This is a genomic window from Neoroseomonas alkaliterrae (assembly GCF_014199195.1).
Classification (GTDB): domain Bacteria; phylum Pseudomonadota; class Alphaproteobacteria; order Acetobacterales; family Acetobacteraceae; genus Neoroseomonas; species Neoroseomonas alkaliterrae.
In genome coordinates, this window is the sequence record NZ_JACIJE010000001.1 from 158,652 (window position 1) to 173,413 (window position 14,762).

A 14,762-nucleotide genomic window follows, 5' to 3' on the forward strand; every position below is an offset into this window, starting at 1 on the left:
CCATGAAGGCCGTCGGCTACCTGAAATGCCATCCGGTGGACCACCCGGAGGCGCTGCTTGATCTCGACATCCCGGCGCCGGCGGCGCCGCAGGGGCACGACATCCTCGTCGAGGTCCGCGCCATGTCGGTCAACCCCGTGGACACCAAGCGCCGGCGCAGCGAGGAGCCGAAGGATGGCCCGCGCATCCTCGGCTTCGACGCCGCCGGCGTCGTGCGCGCGGTCGGGCCCGCCTGCACGCTGTTCCGCGCCGGGGATGAGGTGTTCTACGCAGGCGTCGTGAACCGGCCCGGCAGCAATGCCGAGCTGCAGCTCGTGGACGAGCGCATCGTCGGGCGCAAGCCGCGGACGCTCTCCTTCCCCGAGGCCGCGGCCCTGCCGCTGACCAGCATCACCGCCTGGGAAGGGCTGCACGACCGTCTCGGCATCCATGAAGGCGCCGGGGCGGGGGAGGCGCTGCTGGTGATCGGCGGCGCGGGCGGCGTCGGCTCCATGGTGACGCAGATCGCGCGGCAGCGCACGGCGCTGACCATCGTCGCGACCGCCTCGCGCCCCGAAAGCGCGGCGTGGTGCCGCAGCCTCGGCGCGCATCACGTGGTGGACCACAAGGGCGACATCGCCGCGCAGCTCAAGGCTCTCGGGGTGAAGCCGCGCTACGTCTTCTCGACCAACACCACCGCGCGCAACTGGGAGCAGATCGTCGCGAGCGTCGCGCCGCAGGGCGCGATCGTGCTGATCGAATCCCAGGCGCCGATCGATGCGCGCCAGCTCATGCCGAAATCCGTCTCGCTGCACTGGGAGCTGATGTTCACCCGGCCCATGTTCGGCACGCCGGACATGATCGAGCAGCACCACCTGCTCGACGCCATCGCCGATCTCGTGGACCATGGCCGCATCCGCCACACCATGACGCGCAACCTCGGGCCCGCGAATGCGGCGCGACTGCGCGAGGCGCATGCGCTGGTCGAAAGCGGCACGATGATCGGCAAGGTCGTGCTGGAAGGACTCTAGTCCTCCAGGACCGCGCCCTGCCGGCGGCGCGGGCAAGGCACCGGACGGTCCTGGGCCGATTCCCTGGCTGTCAGGACTTTGCGCGCGGCGCCGCGTCTCTTACATAGCGCCCCAATGCCGGAATTGTTGCCTCTCATCCCGCTGCTTGCGCTCGCCTCGATCCCAGCCATTGCCTGGGGCGTGGCGCGCGTGCCCGCCTGGGCGGGCCTCGCCGCGCTCGTGCCGCTCGGGCTCTTCGGCATGGTTCTTGCCGTGCCGCCGGGCACGGTCGTCGCGCATGACTGGCTGCCTGCGCTCGGCATCGCCATCGCGTTCCGCATGGATGGGCTCGCGCGGCTGATGGCGCTGCTCATCACCGGCATCGGCGCCGGCATTTTCCTCTATGCGGCCGGCTACCTGAAGGGGCACCCGCAGCTGCACCGCTTCCTCGCGGTGCTGGCGCTGTTCATGGCGGCGATGCTCGGCGCCGTGCTGGCCGACGACCTGATGCTGCTCTTCGTGTTCTGGGAAGTGACGAGCCTCGCCTCCTTCCTGCTGATCGGCTTCGACGCGGCCAAGCAGGAATCGCGCAAGGCGGCGCAGCAGGGGCTTCTGGTGACGGTCGGCGTCGGGCTGCTGATGCTCGCGGGCATTCTCCTGCTCGGGGCGGCGGCCGGGACCTTCCGCTTGTCCGCGATCCTCGCCAATCCCGGGTTCCTGGCCGAGCATGCCTTCACGCCCTGGATCGTGGTGCTGATCTGCGCGGGCTGCTTCGCGAAGAGCGCGCAGTTCCCGCTGCATTTCTGGCTGCCCGGGGCGATGGCCGCGCCAGCGCCGGTCTCGGCCTACCTGCATTCCGCGACCATGGTGAAGCTCGGCGTGTTCCTGCTCGCGCGCCTCAACCCCGCCTTCCAGGACGAGGTGCTGTGGCTCGCGCTGCTGACCGGCGCGGGCGGACTGACCATGCTTTCGGGCGCGGTGCTGGCGCTGCGGGAGCGCGACCTCAAGCGCAAGCTCGCCTGGTCCACCGTCGTCTCGCTCGGCACGCTGACGACGCTGATCGGGCTCGAGCAGCCGCTCGCGGCCACCGCTGCGGTGGTCTTCCTGCTCGTGCATGCGCTCTACAAGGCGTGCCTGTTCATGGCCGTCGGCATCCTCGACAAGAAGGCCGGCACGCGGGATGCGATGCTGCTCTCGGGCCTTGGGCGGCGGATGCCGCTGACGGCCCTCGCGGCGCTGCTGGCGGGGCTCTCCATGGCGGGGATCCCGGGCTTCATCGGCTCCTTCTCGAAGGATCTGGTGGTGACGGCGCAGTTCGGCATTCCGGGGCTGCTGCCGGTCATCGCGCTCGCCGCCAATGCGGCGATGGTGGTGGTCGCGGGCATGGTCGCCGCCAGCCCGTTCCTCGGCGCCGAGATGGAGAGCGACCGCGACGCGCGCGACCCGCCCTGGGGGATGCTGGCAGGGCCGCTGCTGCTCGGCGTGCTCGGCCTTGCCTTCGGCATCGCCCCGCATCTCATCGCCGACAGCCTCGTCGAGCCCGCCGCCGCCGCCATCCTCGGCCGGCCCACCGAGGTCGGCCTCGGCGAGAAGCAGGCGGATACGCTGGTGGCCTATCTGTCGCTGGCCGCGCTCGGCATCGGCATCATCGTCTTCCTGGGCTGGCGCCACGTGCAGCCGACGCTGGCGGGGCAGCGCTGGATGGACAGCCTCGGCCCGAGCCGCGCCTACGAGGCCGCGCTGGCCGCGGTGGGCAGCGTCTCCGGCGCGGTGACGCGCCGTGTGCAGACCGGCAGCCTGCGCTTCTACCTCGCCGCGACGCTGGTGCTGATGATGGGCGGTGCGGCGCTCGTGCTGGTCGCGGGCGGCGGCCTGGCGTGGCCGGGCGAGGGCCCGGCGCCGCGGGCACCGCAATGGGCGCTCGCCGCGCTGCTCGCCGCGGGCGCTGTCGCGGCCTGCCGCCTGCGGGCGCTGATGGCGCAGCTCATGGCGGTCGGCATCGTCGGCTTCGGCATGGCGCTGCTGTTCCTGACACTGGGTGGCGCGGACCTTGCCTTCACGCAGTTCACGGTGGAGGCGATCAGCCTCGTGCTGCTCGTCGCCATCCTCGCGCGCCTGCCCTACACGGCCGATGACGGGCGCGATGCGCGAGACCGCAGGCGGGACGCCGCCGTCGCGGTGTTCGGCGGCGCGGTCGCGGCGGCGGTCCTGCTCGCGGTGCTGTCGGCGCCGGTGGACACGACCATCCCCGACTGGATGGGCCGCGCCTCGGTGCCGGAGGCGAAGGGGCGCAACGTCGTGAATGTCGTGCTGGTGGATTTCCGTGCGCTCGACACGCTGGGCGAAATCGCGGTCCTGCTGATCGCCGTCATCGCCGCCGTGCTGCTCGTCCAGCGGGTGCGGGAGGCGCGGCGATGAACGACAGCCTCATCATGCGGGGCATGGCGCCCTGGGTGTTCTGGGCCGCGCTCGCGCTCTCGGTCTTCGTGCTGCTGCGCGGGCACAACGAGCCCGGCGGCGGCTTCATCGGCGGGCTGATCGGCGCGCTCGGCTTCGTCTTCTACGCGCTGGCGATGGGCGCGGAGGCGGCGCGCGCGAGGCTCCGCCTGCCGCCGCTGCATGTCGGCGGCTGGGGGCTCGTGATCGCCGCGGTGTCGGGCATCCCGGCGCTGCTGTTCCATGGCGAGCCCTTCCTCACCCAGCAATGGATCGAGGGCACGCCGCTCGGCACGACGATCATCTTCGATCTCGGGGTCTATCTGGTGGTGCTCGGCTTCGCGCTCGGCTTCGTGCTGCCCTTCGTCGAGGACGAGGCGTGATGGAAGCACTCCTCGCCCTGCTGTTCGGCACGCTGTTCGGCGCCGCGATCTATCTCATGCTCGCGCGTTCGCTGCCGCGGGTGCTGCTCGGCCTCATCCTTCTCGGCAATGCGGCGATCATCGCCATCCTCGCGGGCGGGCGCGTCATCGGGACCGCGCCGCCGCTGGTCGCCTCCGGCGAGACGCTGCTCGCCGCGGGCGCGGCCAACCCGCTGCCGCAGGCGCTGGCCCTGACGGCGATCGTCATCGCCTTCGGCCTTGGCGCCTTCGTCATGGTGCTCGTCTGGGCGGTCTGGCGCGAGACCAGGACGCTGGATGCCGAGGAGCTGCGCCTCGCCGAGCCGCCGGGCCTGCCCGCGGCCGGTGCCGCCGCTGCGGCGGCTGCGGAACCGCCGGAGGCGCGGCCATGATGGCATCCCGCACCGACTGGCTGCTCGCGCTGCCGGTGCTGCTGCCCCTTGGGGCCTGCGCCCTGGCCACGGCGTTGCACGGCCGCATCGCCGCGCAGCGCCTGGTCAGCCTGGCCGCCTCGGCGCTGCTGCTGCTCGGCGCCATCGCGCTGGTGGCCGAGGTTGTCGCGCGCGGCGTGATCGCGACGCAGGCCGGCGACTGGCCGGCCCCCTTCGGCATCACGCTGGTCGCCGACCGTCTGGGCGCGGCGATGGTCCTGATCACAGCGCTGATGTACGCCGCCGTCGCGGTCTTCGCGCGCGCCGAGCCGGACATGGCCGGGCAGGAGGCCTACTGGCATCCGCTGCTCGCCGCGCTTGTGGCGGGCGTCGCGGGCTCCTTCCTCGCGGGCGACCTGTTCAACCTCTATGTCTGGTTCGAGGTGATGCTGATCGCCTCCTTCGGCCTGCTGGTGCTGGGCGGAGGCCGCGAGCAGCTCGACGCCGCGCTGAAATACGCGGTGCTGAACCTGACGGCGACGACGGTGTTCCTCGTCGCCATCGCCATGGCCTATGGCCTGACCGGCACGCTCAACCTTGCGGACATGGCGCGGAAGATGCCGGCGGTGGAGAACCAGGGTGCTGCGGGCGCGGTGGCCTTCCTGCTGCTCGCGGCCTTCGGGGCCAAGGCCGCGGTCTTCCCGCTCTTCTTCTGGCTGCCCGCCGCCTACCACACGGCGATCGCGCCGGTCGCGGCCATCTTCGCGGCCCTGCTCACCAAGGTCGGCGTCTATGCGATGCTGCGGATCGTCACGCTGGTCTTTCCGGAAGGCCAGGGCTGGATCGGCCCGGTGCTGTGGGTGGTGGCCGCCGGCACGATGGTGGTCGGCGTGCTCGGCGCCGCGGCGCATTGGGAGATCCGCCGGATCCTCTCCTTCCACATCATCAGCCAGATCGGCTACATGATCGTCGGGATCGCCATCGCCACGCCCTTCGCGCTGGCCGGTGCGGTGCTCTACATCCTCCACCACATCGTCGTGAAGGCGAACCTGTTCCTGGTGGCGGGCGCGATCCGGCGGGCGGGCGGCTCCTTCTCGCTCGCGCAACTGGGCGCGCTGTGGCGCCGCGATCCGTGGCTTGGGATCCTGTTCGCGATACCGGCGCTCTCGCTCGCCGGGCTGCCGCCGCTCTCGGGCTTCTGGGCGAAGCTGTTCGTGGTGAAGTCCGGCTTCGACGCCGGCTGGTACTGGCTGTCGGCGATCGCGCTCGGCACCGGCATCCTCACCCTCTATTCCATGGTGAAGATCTGGATGGAGGCGTTCTGGAAAGAGCCGCCGGAGGGCACGCCGGAGTTCTTGCTGAGCGGGCCCGAACGCCTTCTGATGCTGCTGCCGATCGCCGCGCTCGGCCTCGTCACCCTGACCATCGGCCTCTGGACGGAGCCTTTCGCCGCCTTCGCGCTGGAGGCGGGGAACGAGCTCGCCGGCCGCGAGGCCTACATCGCCGCCGTGCTGGGAGGTGCGAGATGAGCCGGGCACGACCGTGGAACCTGCTGGCCTGGATCTGGCTCGGCGTGATCTTCCTGCGCGAGTTCGTGCTCTCGGCCTTCGACGTGATGCGCGCCACGCTCGCGCCGCGTCCGGACCTGCGGCCGGGTGTCGTGGCGGCGCCGCTGCGGCTGCGTTCGCGCCTCGGCATCACCTGGCTCGCCAACATGGTCAGCCTCACGCCGGGCACGACCTCGCTGCATGTCTCGAAGGACGAGCGCATCCTCTACGTCCATGCGATGGATGCCCGCGACCCCGAGGCCGTGCGCCGGGCCATCACCGAGAGGCTCGAGCGCCCGACGATGAGGGTGCTGCCATGAGCCTGCTCGACATCGTGCTGATCCCGTCCGGACTGATGCTCGTTGCCGCGGTCGCGCTGACCGGGTGGCGGATGCTGCGCGGGCCGGGGCTCGCGGACCGCGCCGTGGCGCTCGACCTGCTCGGCCTGCTCGCGGTGGCCGCGACCGGGATGATCGCGCTGGTCACCGGCCATCTGGCGCTGCTCGATGTCGCGCTCGGGCTCGGGCTGGTGGGCTTCGTCAGCGCGATCGGCCTTGCGGGATTCATCGAGCGCGCCGGCGCGCGCGCGGCGAAGGGGGCGCGCGATGGCTGAGGTGCTGGCCGCGATCCTCGTCCTCGGCGGCTCGGGCATCGCGCTGATCGCGGCGATCGGCATGGTCCGCCTGCCGGACGCGTTCCTGCGGATGCATGCCGCGACCAAGGCGGGCGTGCTCGGCGCCGGGCTGGTGCTGCTCGGCATCGCGGTGGCCGATGGCGGCTGGGGCACATGGCTGCGCGTCGGGCTGATCCTGTGGTTCCTGCTGATGACCGTGCCGATCGCCTCCCATGCTCTCGGCCGCGCGGCCTATGTCGGCGGCGCGCCGATGGCGGAGGCGACCGGGCTGGACGAGCTCCGCGGCGTCCTGCCGCGCGCGACGGCCGAGCAGGCGGGCAGCCCGCCGCGGGAGTGACGCCAGCGGGCCTCGAGGGGCGACCGCGACGCACCCGTGCCATCCGGCGCGTTCCTGCTCTAGTCTCGGCCGCATGACGCATGCGGACCCGACCTCGATCGCCGGCAAGCGCTTTCCGCTGCGTGATTCCTTCACGCATGTGGTGATCGGCGCGGGCGAGGCCGGCATCGCCGCCGCGCGCGCCGCCGCCGCATCCGGCGAGCGCGCGCTGCTGGTGGACGAGCATCCGCTCGATCCCGGCCTGTTCGGCCTAGACATTCCCTACCTCTTCGGTGGCCGGCTCGACGCCTCGACGCGCCAGGCGGCGCGGATGGAGGAACGCATCGTCGCTGCGCGCCCAGGCCTGCTCCAGGCGATGGAGGAAGGCGTCGAGGTCGCGATCGGGACCGCGGCCTGGGGTGCCTTCGTGAAGGGTCCGTCGAGCCGCGCGCTGCCGGTGCGGATGCTCGGCCTCGCCGATCGGGACGCCGCCTGGCTGGTCGGCTTCGAGCGCATGACCATCGCCACCGGCGCGCGCGATGTCGCGCTGCCCTTCCCCGGCTGGACCCTTCCGGGCGTGATGGGCGCGCAGGGGTTCGACGCGGCGCTGCGCCTCTACGGCGCCTTCAGCGGACGGCGGATCGCGATCATCGGCGGCGGCGCGCTCGCCCAGCAGGCAGAGGCGGCGGCGCGGGGCACCGGCCTCGATGTCGCGCTGCGCGTCGCCGCGCCCGCTCCGCTGAGAATCCTCGGACGAGAGGAGGTGACCGGCCTCGCCTGGCAGCAGGATGGCGCCTGGCGGGAGGCGGCCTGCGACACCGTGGTGCTGGCCGTGGACACCGTGCCGATGGTGGAACTGCCCGACCTGCTCGGCTGCGCGATCGGCTGGGATCCGGCGCATGGCGGCTTCGCGCCCGTGGTGGATGCGCAGGGCCGCAGCAGCCTCGATGGCATTGCCGTCCGCGGTGAGGCCGCGGGCACGGCGGCAGCGCAGCGGGCCGCGTGGCTCGATCTCGCCCTGGCCGCCGACGAGGCCCTGGTTTGCGCCTGCGAGGAGGTGAGCGCAGCCGACCTGCGTGCGCTGCGCCCGCCGCGCTACCTCGCTGCGGAAGGGCCTGAAGCCGGGCTCGCGCGGCTCGGCCCGCCCAACCAGGACCAGGTGAAGCGCCTGACCCGCGCCGGCATGGGGGCCTGCCAGGGCCGCCGCTGCCGCGAGAGCGTGCATGCGCTTCTCTCGCGCGAACGTCCGGCGCCGCTCGCCTCGCACCGCGCGCCGCTGCGGCCGCTGCCGCTCTCGGTGCTTGCCGCGCTGGAGGAGGATCCCGCCCTGCGCGCGAACTGGACCGGCTGGTTCGGCATCGCCGCGCAATGGCTGCCGCATTGGGAACCCGCGCCGCCCGATGCGGAATACATCGGCGGCCGTCTCAGCGGAGGGGATGTGGTGAAGTGATCGTCATCATCGGCGGCGGCGTCACTGGCCTGTCCACCGCCTTCTGGCTGGCGCGCGAAGGCCATGCCGTCACTGTGGTCGAGAAGGGCATCGTCGGCTGGGAAGCCAGTGGCCGGAACGGCGGCGGCTGCACCCATCCCTATTCGCCGCTGTTCCGCGAGGAGCAGCGCCTCTGGCCGATGATGGACGACCTGCTCGGCCACCCGACGGAATGGCGGCCGAACCGCATCAAGGTCGCGCTCGACGAAGGGCAACTCGACCGGCTGTGGAAGAGCACGAGACTCGCCACCGACCAGGGCTTCGCCGCGGAGGTGCTCGACCGCGCCGCGCTGCGCGACCTCGTGCCTTGGGTGGGCGAGAACGCGGTGGGCGGCATCCTGTGGAAGTATGGCGGCCATGCCAATCCGCAGCGCACCAGCCAGGCCTATGCCTGGGCGGTGGAGCGCCATGGCGGACGTATCCTGCAGCACACGACGGTGCGTGGCATCCGCACGCGGGGCGGGCGCGCGGTGGCCGTGGAGACGAGCGCGGGCGAGATCGGCTGCGATGCCGTCGTCATCGCCGCGGGCCCGCATACGGCGGCGCTGGCGCAACCGCTCGGCCATCGCGTGCCCATGGCCCCCGCGCGGGTCGAGATGATCGTCACCGAGCCGCTGCCGCCCATCGCCATGGGCGGCGTGGACGGCAACGGCCTCTACGGGCGGCAGACGCTGCGCGGCAACCTCGCCTATGGCGGCGGGCCCCATGAATGGATCGACCTCGATGGCGAGGCGACGCCGAGACCGGTGAACACGCCGGTCATGGCCGGCCTCGCGCGCCGATTGCAGGAAATGTTCCCACGCCTCGGCCATGTCCGCGTTATCCGCTCCTGGGGCGGCATCGTGGAGAACACGCCGGACGGGCGGCCGATCCTCGACCGGCTGGAGGACCCGGCGAATGTTGTGGTGGCAAGCATGTCCTCGGTCGGCTTCGGCCTCTCGCCCGCGACGGGGCGGGCGCTGGCGCAACTCGTGCTGCAGGGGCGCTGCGACTTCGCCGACCTGTCGCAGCTGAAGCTGTCGCGCTTCGGCAACCTGCCGCTCGACTGGCGCAGCCGGCAGGGCTGGGACGCCCTGCCGGTGTGACTCGCGCCGCGCGCGGCGTCAGGCCCAGTGCCAGTCGTAGACGTTCCAGGTGATGTCCGTGACGTACTGGTTGGGTGCCGGCCCCTGCAACTGCCGGCGCTTGAGGTGCCCCTGCACCGAGCCGCCCTGCGCGGCGAAGGGCACTTCCTCGTGCAGGATCTCCTGGATGCGGTGATAGGTGCGGATGCGATCGGCCTGCTCGGTCTGCGTCACGCCGAGCTCCAGCAGCCGGTCCACCTCGGCGTTCTCGTACTGCACATAGTTGCTGCCCTGGCGGTGCTTCACCGGGATCATGCGCGAATGGCAGCGCGCGGTGTAGTCGGGATCGAGCCCGACCGTCGGATCCCAGGCGACAAGCAGCGTGTCGAAGCGCGACTGGGTGGTGAACTCGCCCCAGACGACCGAGGCCGGCATGTTGCGGATCTCCATCTCCACGCCGATGCGACGCCAGTTCTGCTGGAACAGCGCCTGGCAGCCCTGCCGCGCGACATTGCCGGCGGTGGTGGACATGGTGAACTTCAGCTCCACGCCGTCCTTCTGGCGGATGCCGTTCGGCCCGCGCCGCCAGCCGGCCTCGTCCAGAAGGCGCTCGGCGCCGGCAGGGTCGGCCGTGTAGTCGCGCAGGTTGCTGTTGTAGGCCCAATGCGTCGGCTGCAGGTAGGACAGCGTGCGCGGCCAGGTGCCGTGGTAGATGTCGTCGATCGACTTCTGCATCTCGGTCGCCATGGTCAGCGCCTTGCGCACGCGCGGATCGGCGAACTGCGGCTTGCCGCAATTGTAGTAGATGAACTGCACGTTCGGTGTGGGATAGACGAGGAAGTCGCGGTCGGGGAAGGCGCGCGCCTCACGCCAGCGGTCGTTCGGCACGCCCGACAGCGCGAAATAGTCCACCTCGCCGGTGCGCGCCTGGCCGTAGGCTGCCATCTGGTCGGGCACGAACTTGTGGATGAACTGCCGCAGCTTGGCCGGGCCGCGATGGTAGTTCGGGTTGCGCTCATAGACCATGTGGCTGCCGGCGGTGCGGCTGCGCAGCACGAAGGGCCCGGTGCCGACGGGCTGGCTGTTGAAGGCCGCGGTCTGGATGTTCGCCTCGCGCGAGAGGATGTGGTGCGGGACGATGTGCATGTTCTGCCACGCCCAGAGGAACGGCACGAAGGGGCGCGACAGCTCCATCTCGATGGTGTGGCTGTCCTTGACGCGGAAGGCCTTGATCAGGTCGAAGCCCGAGCGGCTTCGCACCGCGACGGCGGGGTTCATGATGGTCTGGTAGGTGAACTCGACGTCGCGCGCGGTGAAGGGCTGGCCGTCGCTCCATTTCACGTCGCGCTTGAGGTTGACCGTCCAGGTCAGGCCATCGGCCGAGATGCCGCCATTCTGCCGCGAGGGCACCTGCGCGGCGAGGTTCGGGATGAACTCGCCCCGGTCGTTCACGTCCCACAGCGCGTCGAACATGCAGGCCTCGGGCACGTTCTCCGTGCCTGCATTCACGTAGAGCAGCGGATTGAACTGCACCGGCTCCTGCGTCATGGCGAGGATGACGCGCTCGCGGTTGATGGACTGGCCCCAGACGGTCGGGGCGGCGAGCAGCGCGGCGCCGCCGGAACCTGCCGCCAGTGCGGCGCGGCGGGTGATGGTGATGGTCACGTCTCCAGCCTCCTTCCTGTTGGTGGTCACGGATCCATTCTCAGCCGCGGGTCGAGCGCGTCGCGCAGGCCGTCGCCGAGGAAGTTGAAGCCCATCACCGTCAGCGTGATCGCCGCTCCTGGAAGGATGGCGAGCCAGGGCACGGTGTCGAAATACCCCTGCGCATTGGTCAGCATGTTGCCCCAGGAGGCGAGCGGCGGCTGCACCCCGTAGCCGAGGTAGGAGATGTAGCTCTCCATCAGCACCGCAGAGGCGACCTTCAGCGTCGCGGCCACCAGAATCGGCGCCGCGGCGTTCGGCAGCAGCTCGCGGACCATGATGCGCGTGCGGGAGGCGCCGAGCGCGCGCGCCGCGGCGACGAAGTCCTGCTCCTTCAGATGCAGGATCTCGGCACGGACGATGCGGCTCACCTCCATCCAGGAGGTCAGGCCGATCACCAGCGAGATCGAGAGAAGCGTCGGCGGCACGAAGGCGGCGACCACCAGCAGGAGGAAGACCTGCGGGAAACACAGCATGGTGTCCACGAAGCGCATCAGCAGCGTATCCGCGATGCCGCCGAGATAGCCGGCCGCGATGCCGATCAGCGCGCCGGTCAGCACCGTGGTGACCATCGCCACCAGCCCTACCGTGAGCGACACCTGCCCACCATGCAGCAGGCGCGACAGCGTGTCGCGGCCGAGCTCATCCGTGCCAAGCGGATAGCGCCAGTCCGTGAAGGGCGGCACGAAGCGCAGCGAGGTGTCAAGCAGCGTCGGATCCTGCGGCGCGAAGACGGACGCGAAAAGCGCCGAGGCCATCAGCAGCGCGACCACGAAGGCGCCGGCCAGCGCCAGGCGATGGCGTCGGAAGCGCTGCCATACGCGCGCGAGCTGCCCCTCCGGCGCGGAGACGGCGGCGCTCATTGCAGGCGCACCCTCGGGTCTATCGCCGCGATGGCGATGTCCGCCAGCAGGTTGCCGATGATGACGAAGATGGCGGTGAACATCATCATCCCCATCAGCACCGGGTATTCCTTCATGTTCAGCGCATCCACGAACAGCCGGCCCATGCCGGGCCAGCCGAAGATCGTCTCGGTCACCAGCGCGCCGGAGAAGAGGAAGGGGAGTTCGACGCCGAGCAGCGCGATCAACGGCTTCGCCGCGTTCGGGAAGGCATGGCGCAGCAGGCGCTGGCGCGGCGGCAGGCCCTTGGCGCGGGCGGTGCGCATGTAGTCCTGGTGCATCACCTCGAGGAACGCCGAGCGGGAGTAGCGGCTCCAGGTTGCTGTTATGACCAGCGCGAGGACCATGGTCGGCAGCACCAGATGCCGCAGCAGGGAGAGGATGTTGCCCTCCTCCCCCAGTTCCCACATTCCGCCCGAAGGCAGCCAGCGGAGCTGGATGGCGAAGACGTAGATCGCCATCAGCCCGAACCAGAAGGTCGGGAAGGAGAGCGCGAAGAGCGCCCCAGTCGTCGCCAGCACGTCGAAGACCGAATACCGCCGCACCGCGCCCAGAATGCCGATGGACAGGCCGAGAAGGATCGCGACCGAGAGCGCGCTGCCCATCAGCAGCATGGTCGCGGGCAGGCGTTCGAGGATGACATCGAGCACCGGCCGCCCGCCGAAGAAGGTGTAGCCCCAGTTGCCGCTGACGATTCCGGTCGCCCATTTCACGTATTGCACATGAATGGGCTGGTCGAGGCCGAAGATGATGCGGATGCGCTCGATGTCCTGCGCCTGGATCGTCGGGTTCAGCGTATAGACCGCGAGCGGCCCGCCGGGCGCGAGATGCATCAGCCCGAACCCGATCAGCGAGACGCCGATCAGCAGCGGGATGGCCTGCAGCAGCCGGCGCGCGACGAAGCCGATCATGGCGACACCAGATGGCAGGCGACCGCATGGCCGGGTGCCACGATGCGCGGCGCCGGCGCCTCCTGCGCACAGCGCGCGATGGCGAGCGGGCAGCGCGGGTGGAAATGGCAGCCCGGGGGCGGATTGGCGGGGCTCGGCACGTCGCCCTGCGGCACTTGCCGCGCGCGGCGGCGCCCGGGCACCGGCTCCGGCACGGCGGAGAGCAGCGCCTGGGTATAGGGGTGCCTTGCGTCGAAGAACAGCGCCTCGCGCGGCGCCGTCTCGACCACGCGGCCGAGATACATCACCGCCACGCGGTCCGCGACATGACTGACCACGGCGAGGTTGTGCGAGATCATGATGTAGGCGAGGCCGAGTTCCGCCTGCAGCCGCTTCATCAGGTTGATGATCTGCGCCTGGATCGAGACGTCGAGCGCGCTGACCGGCTCGTCGCCGATGACGAGCTCCGGTTCCAGCGCGAGCGCGCGCGCGATGCCGATGCGCTGGCGCTGGCCGCCGCTGAACTCGTGCGGGTAGCGCCGCGCCGCCTCGGGCGGCAGGCCGACGGTGCGCAGCAGCGCGGCCACGCGCTCCGCGCGGTCCTTCGCATCGCCGATGCGATGGATCTCGAAGGGCGCGGCCAGGATGCCGCCCACCGTCATGCGCGGATTGAGGCTTGCGTAGGGGTCCTGGAAGACGATCTGCATCCGCCGCCGGAATGGCGCGAGCCGCGCTGGCGGATGCCGCGCGATCTCCTCCCCGGCGAAGCGGATGCTGCCGCCGGTCGGCTCGATCAGCCGCAGGATGGACTTGCCGGTGGTGGTCTTGCCGCAACCGCTTTCGCCCACCAGCGCCAGCGTCTCGCCGCGCGCCACCTCCAGATCCACGCCGTCCACCGCGCGCACCGTGCCGATGCGCCGCCGCAGCATCGCCGAGCGGATGGGGAAGTGGACCTCGAGGCCCCGCACCTGCAGCAGCGGCTCAGCCATCGCAGGGATTCCAGCAGGCGGCGTGATGGCCCGGCGCCAGCGGCGCGAATGGCGGGACATCCTGCGCGCAACGCGGCAGTGCGCGGCCGCAGCGCGGGGCGAAGGCGCAACCCGCAGGCCGGTCCCCCGGACCGGGCACCATGCCGGGGATCTCGGGCAGCGTCTCCGGCCGCTCGCGCGCGATCAGCGGGATGCTGGCCAGCAGGCCGCGCGTGTAGGGGTGGCGCGGCGCGGCGAAGAGTGATCCGACCGGCGCCTCCTCCACGATGCGCCCGGCATACATCACCGCGACGCGATGGGCCGTCTCGGCGATCACTGCGAGGTCGTGGGTGATGAGCAGCACCGCGCTTCCCATCTCCCGCTGCAGCCCGGCGAGCAGGTCGAGGATCTGCGCCTGCACCGTGACATCGAGCGCGGTGGTGGGCTCGTCGGCGATCAGCAGCGAGGGCCGGCAGGCAAGGGCGATCGCGATCATCGCGCGCTGCCGCATCCCGCCCGAGAGCAGATGCGGATAGGCCCGCGCCACGCGCGGCGGATCGGGGATGCCGACCAGGCGCAGCATCTCCTCCGCCCGCGCCGCCGCCTGCCGGGCCGAGAGGCCGAGATGCCGCACCACCGGCTCGGCGATCTGCCTCCCCACGGTCATCACCGGGTTGAGCGAGGTCATCGGCTCCTGGAAGATCATCGACAGCGCGCGGCCGCGCAGCGTCGACATCTCCGTCTCGCTCAGCCGCATCAGGTCGCGGCCTTCCAGCAGCACCTTGCCGCGCGGCAGGTCCGAGAGCGGCGGCTCCAGCAGCCGCATCACCGCCATCGCGGTCAGCGTCTTGCCGCTGCCGCTCTCGCCGACGAGGCCGAGCGTCTCTCCGCGCCGCAGATCGAAGGAGATGCCGTCCACCGCGCGCAGCGTATGGGGCGGGACGGGGATGTGCAGCGTCAGGCCGCGCACCGAGAGCAGCGGCGCCTCCGGCGAGGCTGCCGGCGCGTCGCGGGGAAGGGTCGCCGTCGCCGTCACGCCGCCGAGCATGGC

General features: G+C 71.2%; 15 protein-coding genes. 10 read left to right on the forward strand and 5 right to left on the reverse strand.

Going from position 1 to position 14,762, the window contains the following annotated elements:
* Nucleotides 1–2 precede the first annotated feature (2 nt).
* The 10 genes from FHS88_RS00780 (at nucleotide 3) to FHS88_RS00825 (ending at nucleotide 9,268) form a co-directional block, all read left to right on the forward strand.
* Nucleotides 3–1,010, forward strand: coding sequence for a zinc-binding alcohol dehydrogenase family protein (locus tag FHS88_RS00780; RefSeq protein ID WP_184480332.1), 1,008 nt, complete (start codon nucleotides 3–5; stop codon nucleotides 1,008–1,010).
* Nucleotides 1,011–1,136: 126 nt separating this feature from the next.
* Nucleotides 1,137–3,407, forward strand: a complete 2,271-nt coding sequence (mbhE, locus tag FHS88_RS00785; RefSeq protein WP_184480334.1) for a hydrogen gas-evolving membrane-bound hydrogenase subunit E — start codon at nucleotides 1,137–1,139, stop codon at nucleotides 3,405–3,407.
* Nucleotides 3,404–3,808: an MnhB domain-containing protein gene (locus FHS88_RS00790; protein ID WP_184480336.1), complete on the forward strand. Its 405-nt coding sequence runs from the start codon at nucleotides 3,404–3,406 to the stop codon at nucleotides 3,806–3,808. The genes mbhE and FHS88_RS00790 overlap by 4 nt, the downstream gene beginning before the upstream one ends.
* Complete coding sequence (locus FHS88_RS00795) at nucleotides 3,808–4,218, forward strand: NADH-quinone oxidoreductase subunit K (protein ID WP_184480338.1); 411 nt, start codon at nucleotides 3,808–3,810, stop codon at nucleotides 4,216–4,218. Before FHS88_RS00790 ends, FHS88_RS00795 begins: the two co-directional genes overlap by 1 nt.
* Nucleotides 4,215–5,726, forward strand: coding sequence for a proton-conducting transporter transmembrane domain-containing protein (locus FHS88_RS00800; RefSeq protein WP_246419154.1), 1,512 nt, complete (start codon nucleotides 4,215–4,217; stop codon nucleotides 5,724–5,726). Before FHS88_RS00795 ends, FHS88_RS00800 begins: the two co-directional genes overlap by 4 nt.
* The gene (locus FHS88_RS00805) at nucleotides 5,723–6,064 is read left to right on the forward strand and encodes a Na+/H+ antiporter subunit E (protein WP_184480340.1); all 342 of its coding nucleotides are present in this window, start codon (nucleotides 5,723–5,725) and stop codon (nucleotides 6,062–6,064) included. Before FHS88_RS00800 ends, FHS88_RS00805 begins: the two co-directional genes overlap by 4 nt.
* On the forward strand, nucleotides 6,061–6,357 hold the full coding sequence (locus FHS88_RS00810; protein WP_184480342.1) for a monovalent cation/H+ antiporter complex subunit F: 297 nt from the start codon (nucleotides 6,061–6,063) through the stop codon (nucleotides 6,355–6,357). Before FHS88_RS00805 ends, FHS88_RS00810 begins: the two co-directional genes overlap by 4 nt.
* Nucleotides 6,350–6,715, forward strand: coding sequence for a monovalent cation/H(+) antiporter subunit G (mnhG, locus tag FHS88_RS00815; RefSeq protein WP_184480344.1), 366 nt, complete (start codon nucleotides 6,350–6,352; stop codon nucleotides 6,713–6,715). The genes FHS88_RS00810 and mnhG overlap by 8 nt, the downstream gene beginning before the upstream one ends.
* Before the next feature lie 73 nt (nucleotides 6,716–6,788).
* Entirely contained in the window at nucleotides 6,789–8,144 is a 1,356-nt protein-coding gene (locus FHS88_RS00820) for an NAD(P)/FAD-dependent oxidoreductase (protein ID WP_184480346.1), read from the forward strand.
* Nucleotides 8,141–9,268, forward strand: coding sequence for an NAD(P)/FAD-dependent oxidoreductase (locus FHS88_RS00825; RefSeq protein ID WP_338146318.1), 1,128 nt, complete (start codon nucleotides 8,141–8,143; stop codon nucleotides 9,266–9,268). The genes FHS88_RS00820 and FHS88_RS00825 overlap by 4 nt, the downstream gene beginning before the upstream one ends.
* A gap of 18 nt (nucleotides 9,269–9,286) precedes the next feature.
* Here the strand turns inward: FHS88_RS00825 and FHS88_RS00830 are convergent, their stop codons facing one another.
* The 5 genes from FHS88_RS00830 to FHS88_RS00850 are packed head-to-tail and all read right to left on the reverse strand — an operon-like array spanning nucleotide 9,287 to nucleotide 14,759.
* A complete protein-coding gene (locus FHS88_RS00830; RefSeq protein ID WP_184480350.1) occupies nucleotides 9,287–10,942 on the reverse strand; it encodes an ABC transporter substrate-binding protein in 1,656 nt (551 codons plus the stop codon).
* On the reverse strand, nucleotides 10,939–11,814 hold the full coding sequence (locus tag FHS88_RS00835) for an ABC transporter permease (protein WP_184480352.1): 876 nt from the start codon (nucleotides 11,812–11,814) through the stop codon (nucleotides 10,939–10,941). Before FHS88_RS00835 ends, FHS88_RS00830 begins: the two co-directional genes overlap by 4 nt.
* Nucleotides 11,811–12,764, reverse strand: coding sequence for an ABC transporter permease (locus FHS88_RS00840; RefSeq protein ID WP_184480354.1), 954 nt, complete (start codon nucleotides 12,762–12,764; stop codon nucleotides 11,811–11,813). Before FHS88_RS00840 ends, FHS88_RS00835 begins: the two co-directional genes overlap by 4 nt.
* On the reverse strand, nucleotides 12,761–13,732 hold the full coding sequence (locus FHS88_RS00845) for an ABC transporter ATP-binding protein (RefSeq protein WP_184480356.1): 972 nt from the start codon (nucleotides 13,730–13,732) through the stop codon (nucleotides 12,761–12,763). The genes FHS88_RS00840 and FHS88_RS00845 overlap by 4 nt, the downstream gene beginning before the upstream one ends.
* Complete coding sequence (locus tag FHS88_RS00850) at nucleotides 13,725–14,759, reverse strand: ABC transporter ATP-binding protein (protein WP_184481272.1); 1,035 nt, start codon at nucleotides 14,757–14,759, stop codon at nucleotides 13,725–13,727. The genes FHS88_RS00845 and FHS88_RS00850 overlap by 8 nt, the downstream gene beginning before the upstream one ends.
* Nucleotides 14,760–14,762 lie beyond the last annotated feature (3 nt).